Source organism: Pedobacter aquatilis (genome assembly GCF_032678405.1).
GTDB lineage: Bacteria > Bacteroidota > Bacteroidia > Sphingobacteriales > Sphingobacteriaceae > Pedobacter > Pedobacter aquatilis_A.
The window spans coordinates 104,067-125,042 of record NZ_JAVTSJ010000007.1 but is presented as its reverse complement, the minus strand read 5'-3'; the positions used below and the strand labels follow the sequence as shown (position 1 = coordinate 125,042).

General features: G+C 40.3%; 17 protein-coding genes. 2 read left to right on the top strand and 15 right to left on the bottom strand.

What is annotated here, in order from left to right:
* Window positions 1-4: 4 nt before the first annotated feature.
* The 7 genes from murD to mraZ all read right to left on the bottom strand — a co-directional run bounded on the left by murD (window position 5) and on the right by mraZ (window position 8,066).
* Window positions 5-1,396 (bottom strand): UDP-N-acetylmuramoyl-L-alanine--D-glutamate ligase, encoded by a 1,392-nt coding sequence (gene murD, locus R2R71_RS18490; RefSeq protein ID WP_316832766.1) that lies wholly within the window; start codon window positions 1,394-1,396, stop codon window positions 5-7.
* 37 nt (window positions 1,397-1,433) lie between these two features.
* The gene (mraY, locus tag R2R71_RS18485; RefSeq protein WP_316832765.1) at window positions 1,434-2,681 is read right to left on the bottom strand and encodes a phospho-N-acetylmuramoyl-pentapeptide-transferase; all 1,248 of its coding nucleotides are present in this window, start codon (window positions 2,679-2,681) and stop codon (window positions 1,434-1,436) included.
* On the bottom strand, window positions 2,681-4,138 hold the full coding sequence (locus R2R71_RS18480; RefSeq protein WP_316832764.1) for a UDP-N-acetylmuramoyl-L-alanyl-D-glutamate--2,6-diaminopimelate ligase: 1,458 nt from the start codon (window positions 4,136-4,138) through the stop codon (window positions 2,681-2,683). The genes mraY and R2R71_RS18480 overlap by 1 nt, the downstream gene beginning before the upstream one ends.
* Window positions 4,139-4,201: 63 nt before the next feature.
* A complete protein-coding gene (locus tag R2R71_RS18475) occupies window positions 4,202-6,304 on the bottom strand; it encodes a penicillin-binding protein (RefSeq protein WP_316832763.1) in 2,103 nt (700 codons plus the stop codon).
* Window positions 6,294-6,707 (bottom strand): FtsL-like putative cell division protein, encoded by a 414-nt coding sequence (locus R2R71_RS18470; RefSeq protein ID WP_316832762.1) that lies wholly within the window; start codon window positions 6,705-6,707, stop codon window positions 6,294-6,296. Before R2R71_RS18470 ends, R2R71_RS18475 begins: the two co-directional genes overlap by 11 nt.
* Window positions 6,704-7,609, bottom strand: a complete 906-nt coding sequence (gene rsmH / locus R2R71_RS18465) for a 16S rRNA (cytosine(1402)-N(4))-methyltransferase RsmH (protein WP_316832761.1) — start codon at window positions 7,607-7,609, stop codon at window positions 6,704-6,706. Before rsmH ends, R2R71_RS18470 begins: the two co-directional genes overlap by 4 nt.
* The gene (gene mraZ, locus R2R71_RS18460) at window positions 7,599-8,066 is read right to left on the bottom strand and encodes a division/cell wall cluster transcriptional repressor MraZ (RefSeq protein ID WP_316832760.1); all 468 of its coding nucleotides are present in this window, start codon (window positions 8,064-8,066) and stop codon (window positions 7,599-7,601) included. The genes rsmH and mraZ overlap by 11 nt, the downstream gene beginning before the upstream one ends.
* A 492-nt stretch (window positions 8,067-8,558) precedes the next feature.
* Here mraZ and R2R71_RS18455 point away from each other — a divergent pair, with 492 nt between their 5' ends.
* Complete coding sequence (locus R2R71_RS18455) at window positions 8,559-8,942, top strand: hypothetical protein (protein WP_316832759.1); 384 nt, start codon at window positions 8,559-8,561, stop codon at window positions 8,940-8,942.
* Between the two features lie 9 nt (window positions 8,943-8,951).
* On the opposite strand, the gene R2R71_RS18450 is transcribed toward R2R71_RS18455, so the two are convergent.
* Window positions 8,952-10,526 carry a hypothetical protein gene (locus R2R71_RS18450; protein WP_316832758.1) on the bottom strand — a complete coding sequence of 525 codons (1,575 nt, stop codon included), beginning with the start codon at window positions 10,524-10,526 and terminating at the stop codon, window positions 8,952-8,954.
* Between the two features lie 206 nt (window positions 10,527-10,732).
* Between R2R71_RS18450 and R2R71_RS18445 the strand changes: the two genes are divergently transcribed.
* Window positions 10,733-12,565 carry an ABC transporter ATP-binding protein gene (locus R2R71_RS18445; protein ID WP_316832757.1) on the top strand — a complete coding sequence of 611 codons (1,833 nt, stop codon included), beginning with the start codon at window positions 10,733-10,735 and terminating at the stop codon, window positions 12,563-12,565.
* 33 nt (window positions 12,566-12,598) lie between these two features.
* On the opposite strand, the gene R2R71_RS18440 is transcribed toward R2R71_RS18445, so the two are convergent.
* The 7 genes from R2R71_RS18440 to R2R71_RS18410 all read right to left on the bottom strand — a co-directional run bounded on the left by R2R71_RS18440 (window position 12,599) and on the right by R2R71_RS18410 (window position 20,400).
* Window positions 12,599-14,626 carry a gliding motility-associated C-terminal domain-containing protein gene (locus R2R71_RS18440; RefSeq protein ID WP_316832756.1) on the bottom strand — a complete coding sequence of 676 codons (2,028 nt, stop codon included), beginning with the start codon at window positions 14,624-14,626 and terminating at the stop codon, window positions 12,599-12,601.
* A 68-nt stretch (window positions 14,627-14,694) separates the two neighbouring features.
* The gene (locus R2R71_RS18435; RefSeq protein WP_316832755.1) at window positions 14,695-15,888 is read right to left on the bottom strand and encodes a phosphoglycerate kinase; all 1,194 of its coding nucleotides are present in this window, start codon (window positions 15,886-15,888) and stop codon (window positions 14,695-14,697) included.
* Between the two features lie 2 nt (window positions 15,889-15,890).
* Window positions 15,891-16,331, bottom strand: coding sequence for a GNAT family N-acetyltransferase (locus tag R2R71_RS18430; protein WP_316832754.1), 441 nt, complete (start codon window positions 16,329-16,331; stop codon window positions 15,891-15,893).
* A 118-nt stretch (window positions 16,332-16,449) separates the two neighbouring features.
* Window positions 16,450-17,454, bottom strand: coding sequence for a type I glyceraldehyde-3-phosphate dehydrogenase (gene gap, locus R2R71_RS18425; protein ID WP_316832753.1), 1,005 nt, complete (start codon window positions 17,452-17,454; stop codon window positions 16,450-16,452).
* 598 nt (window positions 17,455-18,052) lie between these two features.
* On the bottom strand, window positions 18,053-19,150 hold the full coding sequence (locus R2R71_RS18420; protein ID WP_316832752.1) for an MraY family glycosyltransferase: 1,098 nt from the start codon (window positions 19,148-19,150) through the stop codon (window positions 18,053-18,055).
* 92 nt (window positions 19,151-19,242) lie between these two features.
* On the bottom strand, window positions 19,243-19,986 hold the full coding sequence (locus R2R71_RS18415) for a glycosyltransferase family 2 protein (protein ID WP_316832751.1): 744 nt from the start codon (window positions 19,984-19,986) through the stop codon (window positions 19,243-19,245).
* Between the two features lie 12 nt (window positions 19,987-19,998).
* Window positions 19,999-20,400: a hypothetical protein gene (locus tag R2R71_RS18410; RefSeq protein WP_316832750.1), complete on the bottom strand. Its 402-nt coding sequence runs from the start codon at window positions 20,398-20,400 to the stop codon at window positions 19,999-20,001.
* Between the last annotated feature and the right edge of the window lie 576 nt (window positions 20,401-20,976).

Genomic DNA, 20,976 nt, shown 5'->3' with positions numbered 1-20,976 from the left:
CCTTCTATAATTCTTTTACCGCTGCTTTAAACTGGTTGCCACGGTCTTCATAATTTTTAAACAAATCGAAACTTGCACATGCCGGAGAAAGCAAAACACTATCTCCCCTTTTAGCTAAATGAAAAGCAATCTGCGTAGCTTCTTCTGCCGAAAATGTATTCACAATCACATCTACATCTTCTTCAAAAGCATCGTGTATGCGTTTATTATCCTTTCCTAAACACACAATTGCCTTTACCTTACTTTTCACTAAGTCTTTCAGCATACCATAATCGTTGCCTTTATCAACCCCGCCCATAATTAACACGACATCTGTTGTCATGCTCTCGAGTGCATACCAGGTAGAATTAACATTCGTCGCTTTGCTATCATTGATAAAATCAATTCCCGAAATTTTAGCAACATGTTCCAGTCGGTGCTCAATATTTTTGAAATTGCCCATACTCTCACGAATGGAATCATTTCTTAACTCTAAAACCTTTGCCACGATTCCCGAAGCCATAGAGTTGTAAATGTTGTGCTTGCCTTGTAAGGCTAATTCTGAAATTGACATGGTTAATTCTTTATTTGGTTCAGTAAGGATGTGTATTGTATTATTGTCTAAATAAGCACCTGTTTCAACCTTTTTAATTATTGAAAAGGGATAGGTTTTAGCCAATGGTTTTACACCATTTAAGGCCTTTAAGGTTTCTTCATCATCGGCACAATAGATAAAAGCATCATTGGCTGTCTGATTTTGAATGATGCGCATTTTTGATGCTGCATAATTCTCCATTTTATAATCATACCTATCTAAATGATCAGGTGTAATGTTTAGCAATACTGCGATATCGGCTTTGAACTGAAACATATCATCAAGCATAAAGCTTGAAATTTCCAGCACATACCAGTCAAAGGATTCTTCGGCAACCTGGGCGGCAAAACTATGCCCAATGTTTCCGGCGAGGCCCACATTTATTCCGGCATTTTTTAAAAGATGATAAGTAAGCAAACTGGTTGTCGATTTCCCATTTGAACCGGTAATACAAATCATCTTAGCAGCTGTATAACGCCCTGCAAATTCAATCTCGGAAATCACAGGAATACCTTGTGCTACCAGTTTTTTAATAATCGGAGCGGATGGGGGAATTCCCGGGCTCTTAATTACTTCTGAAGCATTTAAAATTAAAGCCTCTGTATGTTTTTCCGATTCAAAAGGAACCCCTAGCTTTTCGAGTGCTGATTTATATTTATCAGTTATTACACCGAAATCAGATACAAATACATCAAATCCTTTTTGCTTCGCGAGCTTTGCTGCACCAACACCGCTTTCTCCCGCACCCAAAATCACAACACGGCCTTGCCCTGCCATAACTGACGGAGAAGTACTATTTGTTGTATTGTGATTAGTGCTCATTATTTTTACTTTATTATCTTTTTACTTACGCTTTATTCTACCTTAATTTCAACGTTACAATGGTCATGATAGCCAGTAAGATTCCAATAATCCAGAAACGGGTAACGATCTTAGCTTCATGGTAACCTTTCTTCTGGTAATGGTGATGCAAGGGTGCCATAAGCAAAATCCGCCTGCCTTCGCCAAACCTTTTCTTACTGTATTTAAAGTATGATACCTGCATGATCACCGAAACAAGCTCGATCAAGAAAATACCACATAGTATAGGAATCAATAATTCTTTACGGATCATGATAGCAAATGATGCGATGATACCGCCGATGGCTAAACTTCCTGTATCACCCATAAAAACCTGAGCCGGATAAGAGTTATACCATAAGAAGCCTACACAGGCACCAACAAATGCACCCGCAAAAATCATCAGCTCCCCCGAATTCGGGATATACATAATGTTCAGGTAATCGGCGAAGCCTACGTTACCCGAAACATAAGCCAGTATGCCGAGGGTTGTACCAATTACAGCGGAGGTACCTGTAGCAAGCCCATCTATACCATCGGTAATATTGGCACCATTCGATACTGCCGTAATGATGAAAACGGTGAAAGCAAGAAAAACCAGAAATGCATATTTTTCATAACCTTTACCTAAAAACTTAAGCACCTTCGCATAATCAAACTCATTGTTTTTATAGAAAGGGATATTCGTTTTAGTTGATTTTACATCCTGTGTATAATAAAATGTTTCACCTTTCTGGCGCAAAACCATTGGTGCGGCATTTGTGGTTTTAACATTATCCTGAACAGTTTGTCTAACCAGGATATTTGGGTTATAATACATCGTCCAGCCGACAATTATACCTAAACCTACCTGTCCAACAACTTTAAACCTTCCCGCTAAACCTTCTTTATTTTTTTTGAAAACTTTAATATAATCATCAAGAAAACCAATTGCGCCCATCCAGATGGTGGTTACGATCATCAGGATTACATACACATTGGTGATGTTCGCAAAAAGGATGGTCGGAATTAAAATACCAAGCAATATAATGATACCACCCATGGTTGGTGTACCTTGCTTTTGCATCTGGCCTTCAAGCCCCAAATTCCTTACGGTTTCACCTACCTGTTTTTTATGAAGGTAATCGATCAGCCTGCGACCGTAAACCGTGGTAATGATTAACGACAAGATAATTGATACCGAAGCCCGGAAAGTAATATACTGAAACAACCTTAATCCAGGAATGTCGTAGTGCTTATGCAGGTATTCGAATAATAAATATAACATTAGCTGCGAGGGTTTAATTGTTCAAGCAAAATTTCTTTATCGTCAAAATGATTTCGTACACCATTAATTTCCTGGTATTTCTCATGTCCTTTTCCTGCAACAAGGATAATATCCCCGCTTTTTGCAAGATGACAAGCTGTTTTTATCGCTTCTTTTCTATCAAGGATGGATAATGTTTTACGCTTATTTGTAGGCGAAACACCTTCCTCCATTTCATTGATAATGGTTTGCGGATCTTCCGTACGTGGATTGTCAGAAGTCAGGATTACCTTATCACTCCAATCGCAGGCAACCTGTGCCATTACCGGACGTTTGGTTTTATCCCTGTCGCCACCACAACCAATCACCGTAATTACCTGCTCCGTTCCTTTTCTTATATTGGCTATCGTACTCAAAACATTTTGTACAGCATCGGGCGTATGTGCATAATCTACAATACCGATAATTTTATCCGGAGAGGTGATGTAATCGAAACGTCCCTCAGCCCCTGTTAAGCGGCTTAGCAGCGTTAGTACTTTCAGTTTATCCTGCTCCAGCAAAATCGCCGTACCGTAAACAGCCAGTAAATTATAGGCATTGAATGACCCTACCAGCTTGAAGTAAACATCTTCATTATCGATATCAAGGTGTAAACCGCTAAACTGGTTCTCAATAATCTTCGCTTTAAAATCAGCAAGCTGTTTTAAAGCATATGTTTTCTTATGGGCCTTGGTATTTTGCAGCATCACCATGCCATTCTTATCATCGGTATTGGTCAGTGCAAAAGCCGATTTAGGTAAACCATCGAAGAATGCTTTTTTAGCTTTCAGGTAACTGTCGAAAGTTTTGTGAAAATCAAGATGATCGTGTGTAATGTTTGAAAAAACACCTCCTGCAAAAGTTAAACCCTCAATCCTATGTTGAGAAACCGCATGAGAGCTCACCTCCATAAAACAGTAATCGCAACCTGCATTAACCATATCGCGAAGCAAAGCGTTCAAAACAATCGGGTTAGGGGTGGTATGTGTTGCCGCGACCACCACATCGTTAATGTAGTTCTCAACAGTCGACAATAAGCCGGTTTTGTAGCCTAAATCCCTGAAAAGTTTATATAGAATGGTGGCAATGGTTGTTTTACCATTTGTTCCGGTAATACCAACTAGTTTTAAATCAGCAGAGGGATTTCCGTAGAAATTACCAGCCATTATACCCAGTGCTACAGAAGAATTTTCGACCTTAACATAGGTAACATCGTAATCACTAATTTCTGGCAGGTTTTCACAAACAATTACTTTCGCCCCTCGCACTATAGTTTGTTCAATAAACAGGTGGCCATCGGCCACTGTACCTACCACAGCGAAGAAAATATCATTATCGGCTACTTTACGCGAATCGAAATTCAGGGCATTAATCTCCCTGTCGGTTCTGCCAACCAGCTCCTTTATCGTAACGCCGTATAGTAAATCCTGTAATTGCATATATTTTATTTTTGAATGATTGAATGCACTAAAAATTGTCAGTCTATCATTCCATCATCTCAATTAGTCTAACTGTATATCTATTTGCAAACCCTTGCCAACCTTTGTTCCGGCCTGCACAGATTGCCTGATTACCTTGCCTGAACCACTTACCCTGATCTTAAGTCCTGCATTTCCCAAAAGGTAAAGCGCATCTTTTAGCCCCATTCCTTCAACATTTGGCATTACCCCTTTTCGTTCATTATTTTCCTGAAAAATTGTTCCTGCGCTGGTATCTATCGTATTGTAATATTCTGACTTTGAAGCGAACAGCGGTTTAAAGCCAAAAGCTTTGTAAACTTTTTGTGTCGCTTTGCTTTGACCAGCTTTTGTAGGTGGATTACCCGTATTGCCAACTAATGTTGTAGGCACATCATTGTACATCTGCATGTCGCTCGCATAGATCCTGTCGGCGATTTCCCTGAATACCGGACCAGAAACCAATGCACCATAATAACCACCCTTAGGATCGTTGATTACCACGATCATGGAGTATTTAGGCTTCTCTGCAGGAAAATACCCTACAAAAGATGCCTGGTATTGTTTCTTTGCCTTGTAACCTTTGTTTGCATCAGCAACCTGGGCTGTACCCGTTTTACCCGCTATTTTATATAATCGATTATATACATAGGTTTTACCACTACCCTCAGTTACCACGCCTTCGAGCATTTTTTTAATCTTGCTCAAGGTCACATCAGAACAAATCTGATCGTTAATTACCCTGGCCTTAAACTGCTCTATCGGATTACCTAATCTTCTGATCTCCTTCACAAAAATGGGTGCAACATATTTCCCGTTATTGGCAACAGCATTGTAAAAAGACAACATCTTAAGCGGCGTTAACTGCATTTCATAACCATAAGCCATTTGTGGCAAAGTCATGTTTTTATTCCAGCTACGGTTCGTTTTAGGGCTTTTGATTACCGGTGTTGCCTCTCCAGGGATCTGAAGTTCGAGTTTTTGGTTCAGGTGCCAATCGTACAAATGATCGGTAAACTTCGACGGATTCTCTTTATAATTTGAATTTACCAGGTAGGCAATCGCCGCGTTAGAAGACTCCTCAAAAGCTCTTTTCACCGTAACCGTACCGATACTTCCATGTGAATCGGTAATTAATTTTCCAGGAATCTGGTAAGTACCCGTCCCAACCATCGTATTGGTATCCACTAGTTTATCTTCCAGTAAAGCCATATAAGAAGCCAACTTAAAGGTTGAACCCGGATCCTGGTTACCTGCAATAGCATAGTTAAATTGCTCTTTATAAACACCCTCTTCTACTTTCGAGAAATTTGCTACAGCCCTGATTTCGCCAGTCGCCACCTCCATCACAATTACAGTTCCATGGTCGGCGCTGTAATTTTTAAGTTGTTTTTCCAGTGCACTTTGCGCCAGATCCTGCATATTGATATCAATGGTAGAAATAATATCGGCGCCATCTCTCGGTGCAACTTCCTCCTCATCATTTACAGGCACATAAACACCACCTGCAATACGCTGCATTAAACGTTTACCACTTTCTCCATTAATATACTCTGTATATGCACCTTCTAAACCGACACCATTTTTAACATTTGCATTTTTATAGCCGATGGTACGGGCAGCAAGCGCCTGGAATGGCAAAATCCGCTTGTTCTGCTGAACCGCGATTAAGCCACCACTGAATTTACCGATGTTATATAAAGGGAAAGTTCTTACAGTTTTCAAATCCGTGTAACTCACCCTGCGGCGAATTAATAAGTACCTTGCACTATCCTGACGGCCCTTACGAAGAATTCTTGAATAGTCTTTTGCCGATTTATCGCCAAAAAGACCTGCCAGCTTCATACCAAGGGAATCAACCTTTTCATTAAAGATTTTATCATCTGCAATACCACCAGCAAACATATCCATATGCAGTTCATACTCCGGCACCGAGGTTGCCAGCAAACTACCATCATTGGAATATATATTACCACGTGTAGCCTCAACAGCCATATACCGGGTAGAAAGACTATCAGCCATAGCTTTCCATTTATGCCCCTGTATAAACTGCACCTGACCAAGGCGTAAAAATACCGCCAAAGCAAAAAGCACAATTAAGCCAAATGCCAGATATACACGAAGCAATATGTTTGCTCTAATATTCATCGCTTTTAACAATTATTTTTTTTGGTGGTTCAACTAATTCCTTTATCCCAAGCGTATCAACCTTTTTAGCCACTTCTGTTAGTTTACTCTTAAACATCAGATCAGCTTTCAACGATTTATACTCCCAGCGTAGCTCCTTAACTTCTTTATTCAGTTTATCGATACGACGCACATTGTTCACTGCAAAATGACTGTTCGCAATGTATATCATACCCAAAAGCGCTAAAAAGCACAAAAACGGCAATGCATCCGTAGCCGCTTCTTTTGATATCACTCCTTCAGTAAAAAACTTTCCGATAAAAGTATCACTGAACTTTTTCTCGTCTTCAGGCCTTACCTTTTCCGTTTTTACCTTCAATTCAGGTTCCGGTCCCAACTCCTCTTCTTCTCTAAACCTGTTCATATCTTTTCAGCTATTCTTAGTTTTGCACTACGAGCCCTGTTGTTCCGGGCAATCTCTTCTTCAGTGGCAACAATGGCCTTACGGGTAATTACATGAAAAGGCTTTTGCTGGTTACCAAAAAAATCCTTTTCTACTTCACCCTGAAATTTACCTTTAGCCATGAAATTCTTTACCGGCCTGTCTTCCAGCGAATGGTAAGACATCACCACCAAACGACCACCGGGTTTCAAAACATCTGCCGCTTGCTGTAAAAAATCTTCAAGCACCTTAATCTCTGCATTTACCTCAATACGAAGCGCCTGAAAAACCTGTGCTAAATATTTATTTTCTTTTCCTTTCGGGATATATTCTGCAACTGCAGTTTTAAAACTGTTGATATCTGTAAAAGGCTGATCCAAACGGGCCGTAACCACAGCACGGGCTAAAGACCTGGCATTCTTCACTTCACCATAAATACCAAAAATGCGATGCAACTTATCTTCTGCATAGGTATTTAAAACCTCTGCAGCGGTAAGGCTCCCATTCGAATCCATACGCATATCCAGGTCACCATTAAAACGAATTGAAAAGCCACGCTCAGGAACATCAAACTGATGAGAAGAAACCCCCAGGTCAGCCAGAATACCATCCACCTGCTTAAAACCTTTCAAGCGAAGGTTATTTTTCAGGAAACCAAAATTCTGATCAATAAAAATAAAACGATCGTCATCAGGAATATTCGCCTGCGCATCAGCATCCTGATCAAAAGCAATCAAACGACCTTTCGCTCCAAGGTGCTTTAAAATTTCTTTCGAATGGCCTCCGCCACCAAAAGTCACATCCACATAAACCCCATCCGGTTTAATATTTAAACCATCGATACAAGGCTGCAGCATCACAGGAACATGGTAATTATATTCCATCAGCACCTCCCTTCTTATCAACCATCACTTTCTGCGCAAGTGCTGCAAAATTTGCAGGCGTACTATCTAGAGTATCTTCGTACGATTGCTTATCCCAAACCTCTATACGGTCTAGTTGGCAAGCAAGCATAACATCAGTTCCGATGCCGGCATATTCAGTAAGTGATTTCGGTAAAAGCACGCGGCCCGCAGCATCAAGACTCAACTCAGACGCACCACGGGTAAAAGCCCTGACGAAGTTCCTGTTTTCAGCATCGTAAACATTAAGCTCACCAAGCTTCTCTACAATTTTATCCCAGACACTTTTTGGATAGATAACTAAATTTTTCTCGAAACCACGGTTAATCACCAGGCCCTCACGCTCCACATCAGGCAATTGTTTCTTAAGCGAAGAAGGAACCATTAAGCGGCCTTTCGCATCAAGTTTACAATCAAATTCTCCTAAAAGATGAGCCATAGTGGGATTTACACTTTTTATGTAGTGTAAAAGTAAATAGTTTTACCACTTTTTACCACTTTCTACCACAAAAAAGTTTTCCACATCTATTTTCTCCCACTTTACTCCAAAAAAGAGTGGTAAAGAAATTACCTGAAAAGCTATAAAAACCGCTTAATAACTGATAAAAAGCAAGTTAACATCAAAATATATTATCATTAAAAAATATTTTTCACCCTATTTATTTTCAAAAAACAGGTGGCTTCGAAGCCCAAAGCTAAGGACATTCTGAGGTGTTTTCGCCAAAATTTTACTCACAAAAGTAGAATTTGTCATGATTTTTATGCTCCGGTGGGAATTTGCTGTGATGTAAAGCAAAACCATAAAATTAATGCTTCCAGAGCTGGCTAACACCGACCATAAACTAAAGGACTGCACAACAGCACGATAAAACAAAGCCCCAACTTTTGAAGCTCAAAATTGTTTAAACCGGTAAACCATTAAAGAGAAGATATGACAAGAGAAAAAGTAGCCCGGCTCTTTTTAGGTGCAGGATTAATGATTGCCGGCTTAGGGCATTTAACATTTGCCAGAAAAGCATTTCAGGCACAAGTACCCGATTGGGTTCCACTAGAGAAAGATGATACTGTTGTTCAATCGGGAATTGTAGAGATTGCACTGGGAAGTGCCTTAGTATTCGCACCAGAAAAACAGCAAAAAAACTTAGGTAAAATTGCAGCTGGCTTATTTGTCGCTGTTTTCCCCGGCAATATTGCACAGTTTAAGAATAAGCGTCCGGCTTTCGGACTAAACACTGATGCCAAAAGATTCGCCAGGTTATTTTTTCAGCCGGTATTGGTTTACTGGGCACTAAGAAGCACCAAAAATCTTGATTAAGCTCAATGACTAAACACCATCAGGTGTATTGAAATAGTCGAGCACAAAAACATAGGGAAGTGTTATCTTTTTAGAATTATACAAAAAAGACAATTTAAAGATATGTTTTGAGGATTGACCGGCGCCATAAACCAATGAAAACCTGTCAAAATCCTTAGGCTTTATTCCTCTTGAGATCGAAGAGGATAACTGATAGTTATTGCCTGAAGTCTTAAATTTAGTGTTGTAAGCCTCTCCCTCGGGTAAATCGGCCCCGTAACCTGAGCTGATCTCGAATGCACTCTGGAATTTTAGCTGTTTCACGATTCCATCTGTATCGGTATAAGAAAGTAAACCGTAGGCCATTCCACCCTCGTCATAATTACCAGCCAGTTTTTTATACTTTTTCGTTTTCGGATCGTTAGGCTTTTTAAGGTCGGCATATTCACCGGCCTCAAATGCTTCCTGGCTGATGCCGTACTGTTTCATTAAGCTATGCAAGTCGATAAAAATCCCGGCACCTCCCTCATCATTCGCATTGGAAGGCTCCGGATCACCTTCCTTCCAGGGCTGATTTCGTTTTAGCAAAGGATATTGATAATGATGCCGGTAACTTGTTTGCGCCCATCCCTTATAAAATTTGGCAGGTACAACATTAAAATCAAGTTTTACATCTTTCGCATCGCCCCAGCCATTATTCGAAAAACTTATGGCAGAAACACCTGAGGGAACAATTAAAGCCTTGTTATTTGCACTGCTGCTGGAAACAGCCACCTGAATTTCATTTAAAAATATCGCTTCATCACTGTTATTACTGAGCTTAAAATCGAACTGTGGTAAATTAATGCACCAGGGATTTTCGTTCCCTGAAACTACCCCTCCTTTATTTAGCAGACTTAATATGGCTGAAGCAGGCTTTATGAAAACGGAATCACCATTAGCCGAAAAATGATAGGCAACGGTATCAGCATAAACATAAACCGGATCTGTTTTATTTGGGTTGATCAGGGAAATATTCAGGTTTAAATCGCCAAAATTAACGGAAAGCGAGTTATTGCTCAGGCTGGTATTTTGACCGGCTGTATTTTTAGCCTTCAGGAAAAACTCTGTTTTATTATTGCTTAATGCATCTAAAGAAACGGTTGTATCCACCACTGTTTTGTATTTAAAAATCACCTTAAAAGGCAGGCTGATTTGCTGGGGCAAGTATTCGACGTTTATTGCCCCATAGTTATCGGTAAAGGCAGATTTCCCTAGCGCCGGAAAAATCACTTCTACATCTTTGGTTAATTGATTGTCGACGTATACAATCGCCCTGAAATTCCTGGCGTTGCAATCGCTCTCTTCTTTCCAGCCTGCCGGATTAACCATATAGATAAAAACCACTACCGCGATAGCACCCCCGGCGCTAACAAAATCGTTCTTGATATTAATTTTTCCCGGTATACCAATAGCAAAGGCTCCTGCAGCAAGTGCAATAAAAATCCGCAATATGTTTTGCTGGGGATTTGTTGGACAGGGAATGAGGATAAAGATGAGTAAAATTGCGATAAGCAATACCGTTCCGCTAATGAGCGTGTACCATTTTGTAGAGATGAACTTCATTTGGTTAAATTAATTTAGTAAGTAATGCAGGAACAGCTATCAAAACTAAACATCGGGACAATTACCCTACAAGATACTACATATTAAGCATTTACACTAATATTCAATTATCCAACGACTAAACAGATTTCAAATTCAGGTAAAGATTTTACTTTTCAGGAATTCCTGAAAGATAATAAATTATATTTGACTAACAGCAGGAATATATGGCAAAAGGCATCAATACCATTAAGATGGAAGAAATATCGTTTAAACAGCGTTTATTATCTTTCAGGAATTTACCGGTTTTCTTTAAGATGGTATGGGAAAGCAGCCCCCAAAAAACACTGATCAGCCTGTTGCTTCGCATTTTCCGTTCTGCCATGCCTGTTGCGCTGCTTTATACAGGGAAGCTAATCATCGACCAGGTTGTTGCCTTAAATACCGGAACCAGCACAGACATCGCAAGGCTATGGGAACTGGTTGGACTGGAATTTATACTGGCTGTTTTAACCGATGGTTTAAACCGGATGATTAACCTGACCGACAGCTTACTGGGCGATTTATTCTCCAATCATACCTCCATGCGGATTATGCGGCACGCCACTGAGCTTGATTTAGACCAGTTTGAGGATTCTGTATTTTACGATAAGCTGGAAAGGGCCAGACAGCAAACCATTGGGCGTACCATTTTACTCTCGCAGGTAATGAGCCAGGTACAGGATTTTATATCTATGGCATTTCTGTTAACCGGATTAATTGCCTTTAATCCATGGCTTATCCTGATGCTTCTTGTTGCAATTATCCCTTCATTCCTGGGCGAATCATACTTCAACAGTCGTAATTATGCCCTATCCCGCAGCCAGACCCCGGAGCGGCGTGAACTTGATTATGTACGCTACCTTGGTGCGAGCGATGAAACGGCTAAAGAGGTAAAGGTTTTCGGGCTTTCGGGTTTTATCATCAACCGCTTCAAAACCCTTTCGGATAAATTTTATGCCGATAACAGCAAACTGGCCCTGAGCCGTTCGGGCTGGGGAACGCTTTTCTCCATACTTGGAACCATTGGCTATTATGGTGCTTATGGTTTCATCATCTTCCAGACCATTAACGGTAAGGCCTCTATCGGTAGCCTTACTTTTCTTGCAGGCTCTTTCAGGCAACTGAGCGCCTTAATGGAAACCATGCTTTCCCGTTTTACCATGGTATCGCAGGGTGCTATTTACCTGAACGATTTTATCGAGTTTTTCCAGATTAAACCAAGGATTACCGAACCAGAAAACGCCTTGCCGTTCCCAAATCCAATTGTTAGCGGATTTGTTTTTGAAGATGTAGGTTTCCAATACCACAATGCATCGAAATACGCCTGCCGCAACCTGAGTTTCAGTCTTAAGGCCGGAGAAAAACTTGCGCTCGTTGGCGAGAATGGTGCTGGCAAAACAACGCTGGTAAAATTATTATCACGGCTCTACGACCCGACAGAAGGCAGGATACTACTTGACGGCAAGGATTTAAAAAACTACAACCTTGCAGAATTAAGGTACAATATGGGTATCATTTTTCAAGATTACATTCGCTACCAGATGACTTTTTCGCAAAATATTGCTGTTGGTAATGTTGGGGAAATTGACAATATGGACCTGATTAAAACCGCTGCAAAACAAAGCCTTGCCGATTTACTGGTTGCTAAATTCCCGCTAGGTTATGAACAGGCTTTAGGGCGCAAATTCAATAATGGTGTAGAACTATCGGGTGGTGAATGGCAGAAAGTTGCACTGGCTAGGGCATATATGAAAGATGCGCAGGTACTGATCCTTGATGAGCCAACCTCAGCGCTGGATGCAAGGGCAGAATATGAAGTATTCCAGCGTTTCGCTGAACTGACGATAGGAAAATCGGCTGTATTGATTTCTCACCGTTTTTCGACTGCAAGACTTGCCGACCGGATTTTAGTGCTCGACAAAGGAAAAATACTGGAATCAGGCACACACCAGGAACTCCTTAAAAAAAACGGCCGTTATGCAGAATTATTTAATTTACAAGCAAAGGGTTATCAGTAGAGATTAGTTGATTCAAATTAAGTGAAAAAGCAACTATCTGATCACCGTTAAGCTACCGGAAATTTTTCTTCCTTCCTTTAGCGTAATAACATAGAAATACACACCGGGTACTACGACTTTCCCCTTGCTTGTACCATCCCATGGAGTTTTATAGCCAATTGATGAGAAAACTTTGGTCCCATACCTGTTAAAAACATTTACCGTACACCCACTATCTGAAGATAAATTTTTAATATCCCAAAAGTCATTAACACCGTCATTGTTTGGCGAAAACCCACCAGGAACATTGGTTACGGAAGGATTCTCTACCACATAAAGATAGCCATCAATATAAGATATTTCATAGTTAGTGGCTGCAGCACCATTGATTACAATAGGATAAGCTCCAATTGCAGAAGAGCTAAGTGCGATACATGTTATTGTTGGCTGCGCGGATAGTTTTGCTGTTGTATCTCCATTTACCCATCCGTAATAACTGGCGGTAAACAATGGGTTCGCAGCACCCAAAAACCGGGTTTTAGTATCAGCCACAATAAGCAACGGTGCTTTGAACACCTCACTTAAAGGCATTGCTAATTCCATGGCAATTTCTGAACCACTTTTAATCTGAATCTGCCCTGCGTAATTACCGGCACTGGCATTTGATTTTAACCTGATGTAAACCGTGGTTAGTGGCAGATTGCCTGAATTTCCAGTACTTAGTGACGTACCGAATACATTGTTGTCTGTACTCAATTCGAAGCCTTCAGGTGCAATAAGCTCAACCGGGCCCGACAGGTTTTCTCCTGAAAGCTTAAAAGCTGTAGTTTCTGATGCCTTACCATAAACTGTACTTAAAGATGCAAGAACACCCGAAGTAATTACCTTTGGAACCGGTGTAGTTGGATTAATGGTTATGGTAAATGTTATTGGTTTTGCGGAACAACTGTAAACAAAATGACCCATCGAATAAGGATTAGTACCTACCCGCACATCCGTAATTAAGGTATTATTGGTCGTATTAATCACAGATACTGTTCCTGGCACCTGATTCATAACATATAACCTTGAACCATCTCCATTTAATGAAATGCCTTCTACATATTGGCCTGCCGGATATCTTGCTACAATTGTATTATTGGCCAGGTTAATCACCGATACAGAATTTCCGGATGTAGTTACATATAATAACTTTCCATCCGGACTTAGCATCGTAGCATAAGGATAAGGTATAGTAATATCCGAACTCACCGAACGGCTTGCAATATCTACGATTTTAATCCTGTTATCGCGGGTTGATACATAAAGCTTTGTTCCATCTGCACTTAATGAGACTGTATTCGAATTAACACCAATAGGGATTGTATTTTCAATAACATTGGTTTCCGTATTAAAAACAGCGATATCATTACCATAGTTAGAAGCAATAAAGATATACTTCCCATCTTTACTAAAACACATACTACAGCTGGTTAAATTGAGTACCGTCGACTTTATAACCGTATTAGTGGCGGTATTGATAACCAAAAACTTACCATTTCCACAGATGGTGTACAGGCGGCTACCATCAGCACTTACGGTAAACCCAAGCTGATAATCATCGGTAGTCAGGGTAGAAATTACTTTATTTGTAGCCGTACTGATCACCGATATGGAACCTCCGTGATAATTGACTACATAGACCAGGCTTCCGTCGGCACTAATCTCGACATTATGTGGATTTAAGCCAACGGGAATAGTGGCGACAACAAGATTAGTAGTTAAGTTAATTACCGAAACAATGTTCAGATACGTATCAGCCACATAGGCAAAGCCTGCAGCGGCAGGTGTTGCAGTTATAGTAGCTATTATAGGTTTTGTTGAGTTATTTACGGCAACAAATGACGGAATATCACCAGAACCACTGGCAGGCAAACCAATTTCAGGCTTGTCGTTTGCCCAGTTATATTTGCAGGCAGCAGCACCGAAATTTACGCCATTGCTGGCTTGGCCATTTAAAATGGTTTGATTGGTTTGCGCCTGCGTGATGGTGCTTAACACCGAAAAAAATAAGAGTAATAATCGTGCAGGGCAGATTTTCATGAGAGCGGCAAAAGAATTTAAGACAATATTGCGGGTTAAATGATTAATTCAACCCGCAATATATCTATTTATTCATTAATTGCTTTAACGCCTGGTAATTCTTTACCTTCCATGTATTCGAGCAAAGCACCACCACCGGTAGATACATAGCTCACTTCATCTTCCATACCGAATTTTGCAATGGCTGCAGCCGAATCGCCACCTCCGATTAAAGAGAAAGCACCGTTATCTTTCGTTGCAGCAACTACAGCTTCTGCAACAGCTTTGGTACCTACTTCAAAACTTTCCATTTCGAAAACACCCATCGGGCCATTCCATAATAAAGTTTTAGAGTTTTTAATTACATCCTGAAATAAGGCTACAGATTTAGGGCCGATATCAAGTCCCATCCAGTCGGCTGGAATGTGACCAGCATCTACATTTTGCTTAGCCGCATCATTAGCAAACTTATCAGCGATTACGGTATCAACAGGTAAAATTAAATTAACACCTTTTGCTTTCGCTTTCTCTAATAACTCTAAAGAAAGTGCTTGTTTATCAGCTTCTAAAAGTGATGTACCGATTTCACCACCTTGCGCTTTCGCAAATGTGTAAGCCATACCACCGCCAATAATCAGATTATCTACTTTCTCTAATAATTTTTCGATTAATAAAATTTTATCCGAAACCTTAGCACCACCCATAATAGCAGTAAATGGTCGTTCAGGATGGTTTAATACTTTCTCTGCATTTTCCAGTTCCGAAGCCATCAGGTAGCCAAAATATTTTGCATCAGGGAAAAACTGAGCAATTACCGCTGTTGATGCATGAGCACGGTGTGCTGTACCGAAAGCATCGTTAACATATACATCGCCCAAAGCAGCCAGTTTCTCAGCAAAGGCAACATCGCCTTTTTCTTCTTCTTTATAGAAACGAAGGTTCTCCAACAATAAAACTTCGCCTGCTGCCAAATCTTTAGCCTGGTTAACAGCCGGTTCGCCAATGCAGTCATCAGCAAATTTAGCTTCTACACCAACTAATGCAGATAAATCGCCAAGGATGTGTTTTAAAGAATACTTATCGGTAGGTCCATCTTTCGGGCGACCAAGGTGCGACATTAAAATTACAGCGCCGCCATCGTTTAAAATCTTTTTGATTGTTGGAAGCGCAGCACGCATTCTTTTATCGTCGGTAATTTCAAAATTTTCGTTTAGAGGAACGTTAAAATCTACTCTGATCAGCGCTTTTTTATCTTTAAAGTTAAACTGGTCTACTGTTTTCATGTTTAATTATTTTGATTTAAGTTTTTTTTCATTTCATAATGGAAGCCAATACCCGGAATATCAAATTCGGGCGATTCGGTAGTGAAACCGATTTTCTTATAAAAACCGGCGGCAGTACAGCGGGCATTGCACCATAAATAAGTAGTATTGTATTCTTTGAGGTACTCGATTGCAAAATCAATTAAGGCCTTTCCATATCCCTGGCCATTAAAGTCAGGATGCGTTGCCATTCCGCGAAGCTGATAACCCTCTCCTTCTCCCTCAAAAAAATCGTTGCGCATAAAAGTGGCTATCGACCTGATTTCGCCATTAAGTGCATAACCCAGGTGAAAGGTATCATAAGCTTTATCTCCCTCGAAAACACAATGCTCGAACGATTTCCCGTTTCTTAAAACAAGACTTCTTAAGGGGAGCACTTCTTCTGCAGAGATAAATTTTACCATTTATATTTTGTTGTTAAGGGCTTGTGTTCAAAGTTATGCAAACGTTCCCGTAAATTATGCCGGTTTTTGGTTAAATGTTTAAATTGGTTAAGTGTATAGAAAGTTAACCGATTAATTATTAAGCTATGGCAACCTCACGGTGTGCCTTAACTTTTTTAATCAGATCGACCAGCCGGCTGCTGTAACCATATTCATTATCGTACCAGCCTACAACTTTTACCAGATCGCCAACAATAGAGGTAAGCTGGGCATCAAAAATGCAGGAGTGTGGATTATCAATAATATCAACAGAAACAATCGGGTCTTCAGTATATTCCAAAACCGAAGCAAAACTTCCTTCAGCAGCGGTTTTAAATGCCGCATTGATTTCAGTGATGGTGGTCTTTTCCTTTAATAAACAGGTGAAATCGGTTAAGGAACCATTTAATACCGGAACGCGTATGCCCGCACCGCCGAGTTTCCCATCAAGCTCAGGAAAAATATGCGTAATAGCCTTCGCAGCGCCTGTTGTGGTAGGGATAATCGAAGCCGAAGCAGCCCTTGCCCTGCGCAAATCTTTATGGTTGCTATCGTGCAGGTTCTGGTCGCCAGTCATAGAGTGAACAGTAGTAATGTAGCCTTCAACAACACCCCAGTTATCATTCAGGATTTTAATCATCGGGGCAATGTTATTGGTTGTGCAGCTCGCATTGGATAATATTTTACTGCTCAGGTCGATCTCATAGTCGTTAACCCCTAAAACCACCATGGGAATATCTTCAGCTGCAGGTGCAGAAATGATTACCTGTTTGGCGCCCGAAATCAGGTGTCCTTCGGCATCTTCATGGCTCAGGTTTTTACCGGTACAATCAACCACTATATCAACTTTTAATGCCGACCATGGCAACTGGATCGGATGTTTGATCGAAAAAACAGGGATCGTCTGGTTATCAACCAATAAGGCATCCGGCTTAGCCTCAACATTTCCTTTATATACACCGTGAACGGTATCGTATTTAAAAAGGTGGGCAAGCGTTTTTGGTTCTGCCAAATCATTAATTGCCACTACATCGAAACCCTCGGCTAAAGCCAAACGCAAGAACGTGCGTCCTATCCTGCCAAAACCGTTTATTGCTATTCTCATTTATTAAAATTAGTGCGCAAAATTACTTTTTATTTCGGGATTGTGGAAAGGAATATATAAAGCCGACATGCTTAAATGATACTAATTAATTTTAATAACAAATCTTATACAATTCCATCATTTGAAATCATTAAAAAACAAAAAGATTAACGATTACAAGTTTCTTATATTTGCAAAAAATCATTCCGTTCCATATTATGCTTACTGTTTCAAATTTTTTATGCCCTTTCCTTATTATTATAATTGCTTTCCTCTCCATTCCAGCCCTTGCGCAAACAGGTTGTTATATAGAATCCAGTATTGAAACACCTGCACAAAACAGGTCGCTACACACCAGATTAAGAGCTGATGGGCAAGGTTACACTTTTAATGAATACACTACGATTGATAATCCTCAATGTTTATCGATAAGTCAAAACTCATGTATGGTTTATCGGAATGGGAATCCCAGCCAGCAGGGTTTTATAGCCACTTATACATTTCCCTGCCCAATTGATCGAAACGTTCTGGTTTTGCTTTTCCCTATTGCCAGCATGGCAGTTGTTTATATATGGAAATATAATAAATTGTGCTAACAAAAATAGTGGCAGTTAATCATTCACTTTGAATACTTTTCTTTTCGATTATCTTTTATCCTTAGCTTATAGAAGAGCACAAAATCAAAGATGGTGCACAAGCCAATAATAAAAAAGATTAAAAAGAAATTACCGGAATTACGCATCAGGATAGTCATTACAATAACGCCGATATTTAAACCGGTTGTAGCTAAAATAATAAACGGTGGTTTCATACCAAGGCGTTCTAACCTATGATGTATATGATTACGATCACCCATGAAAGGTGATTTCCCTTTGAGTACCCTAACCGTAAATATCCGGAGCGAATCAAAAATGGGCACAATCAAAATGGATACTGCAATGGCAGGAGCCGAATAAATAAAGGGGTTACTATTTATCGAAAACTTATTCAGCTCAATAAATTTAATCGACAATGCTGCGGTTACCAGTCCGATGATCAAAGCTCCCGTATCGCCCATGAATATCTTTGCCGGATACCAGTTATACCGGAGAAATCCTGCTACTGATCCCGCCAGGGCAAAGGCAATAAATGCATAATGTACCTGATGCATCAAAGCAAAGAAAACACCGAAAATCAGATTTGCGAGCATACCGATTGTTGCCGCAAGCCCGTCAATCCCGTCGATGAGATTAAAAGCATTGTTCAGGAAAATGATTAAGATTACAGAAAACACACCTCCCCAAAGCATGGGCATGTCATCAATCCCCAGCACCCCATATAGGCTGGTTAACCGGAAACCACCGAAAAATACCAGTATGATGGCCACAATAATCTGCAGCATAAACTTAGTACTTGTATTACTTCCATAAACGTCATCCTTAAGACCCAGTGCCGCCAGAATGATGCATGAAACAATTAGAAAGTTAGCCTCCTCAAATTTAACGAGGGTAGAGAACAATAGTGTTGTTATGGTGAAACTGGCTACAATGGCTAGGCCGCCTAAACGTGAAATATCATGCTTGTGGTTTTTGCGGTGCATATCATTCTTATCAAATAAGCTATACTTTATGGAGGTATAAATTATTGAAGGAATACTGGAAACCACAATAGCACAGGCCATCAACGCTATGGCGACATAAAAAAATACTGGATTTGTATTAAGTAAATGTATCAGCAAAATTGTAGTCGGTTTGCTAACAAAGATACTAACTGTAGCGACAAAGTGCTATTTATACGCAGCTTTTTTGTTGACAAAACGCATATCAAATTTTACCAGAACTGGATAATTTTAGAGAACTTCTTCTTCAAAACAACCATCAACGGCGCTGGAATCGCATTTTTCCGCAGCGCCTTGTAGTCGTTCACAAATGCTTTATAAAGGCTTTTTAAGGAATTATTACTTACCCCGCCTGTTCGCATATTAACCATTAAAAAAGGCAGGTACTTCGTTTTTATTTTATATGTATGGAAATAGCGCAGCATCAAATCATAGTCGGCGGCTGTACCTAAATCCAAAGCATAATTACCATAGTTATCAAAAAGGCTTCTTCTTAAATACAAGGTCGGGTGTGCGGGCATCCAGCCTTGTTCAATCTCCTTAAAGGAAGCTTGTTTACCTTTCCATTTCCGAATCACCTTGCCACTATCGGGTGTAATGTAATTCAAATCGCCATGCACACCTTCAATACCTGCATCATTTTGAAAAGCTGCTGCAATTTTCGTTATCACCTTTTCATCGGCCAGCATATCATCGGCGTTTAAAAGACCAACTACATCGCCAGATGCCAATGTAATACCTTTATTTATGGCATCATACAATCCTTTATCCTTTTCTGATATCAGGTGCGTAATATACGGCAGGTATTGCTCAATAAGCTCCAGTGTCCCATCGGTAGAACCACCATCAATAACAATGTATTCAACGGCTTTATACGACTGGCTGATTATTGATTTAATACAATCTTCGATATGTGCTTTGCCGTTATAAACTACTGTGATCAGGGATATTTTCATAATAAACAAGCTCTAATTTCTTCTTATCTGAAAGAAAGCAAAACCCGCAGTAAAGATAAAAAATATGGGTATATAATCGTCGATAGGACAATTTGTAGTAACCTGACCGTAAAAGCCACTGTATACTACAGCTGTACCCGGTGGTGTGGCTCCGGTTGTGCCATACTGATATACCACACATGTTATACCTGTTGTTTCGAAACACCTTGTAGCGGTAGTTATATTATATCCGGCGTGGCCTGTGGAGGTTTCAATCCACTGCACCGGGCTTCCCAAACCATCTGTATAAGGGGTGTAATAAAGTCTGGCCTGCATGGTAACACCTGTTGTAATTAAACATCCGTCGACACCATCGGTAGCAAAAAGAGATATGGGAGGTAATAAGAGCGGGATGATTAAACACAACTTTTTCATAAGCTATAGATTTAATCATACAGCAATATAAGTGTTCTTTTGCAGATATCAAAACGTTGGCTATTGGTTCAGTAGTTTATTGGTTTCAAAAAGTCGTCATTGCGAGGTACGAAGCAATCTCTAATTTTAATACTTACTGATATAGATTGCTTCAGCTCGCTCTCACCCGGCTTCGCAATGACGGTGTTAACTGAAAACTGCCAACTGTTCAATAGTTCATTAGTTCATTAGTAACTGAAAACTGCGAATTGAAAACTGATTATTTGCTCGCCGCCGCAAGGGCTCTTACCTTTTTCTTGATAAAAAGGTAACCAAAAATCAAGGCTTGCCCCTCTCGTTGCATAAAGCTAAGGGAATACCAATGGCGGTAATTTGAGGCCTGACTTACGCACATTCCCCCTTAGGCTGCAAATTCCCTTGGGTTGCGGGGAAATGAAAGGGAGTTCAAGTATTCCCTTGCTTTCTGCTACCTCTATGGGCTAGGCCGGATAGCGAGGTGCAGAGGTGTGGTTGAGGGCTTCGGTTGGTTCAATAGTTCATTGGTCATTAGTTCATTGGTCTCCACAAGTCGTCATT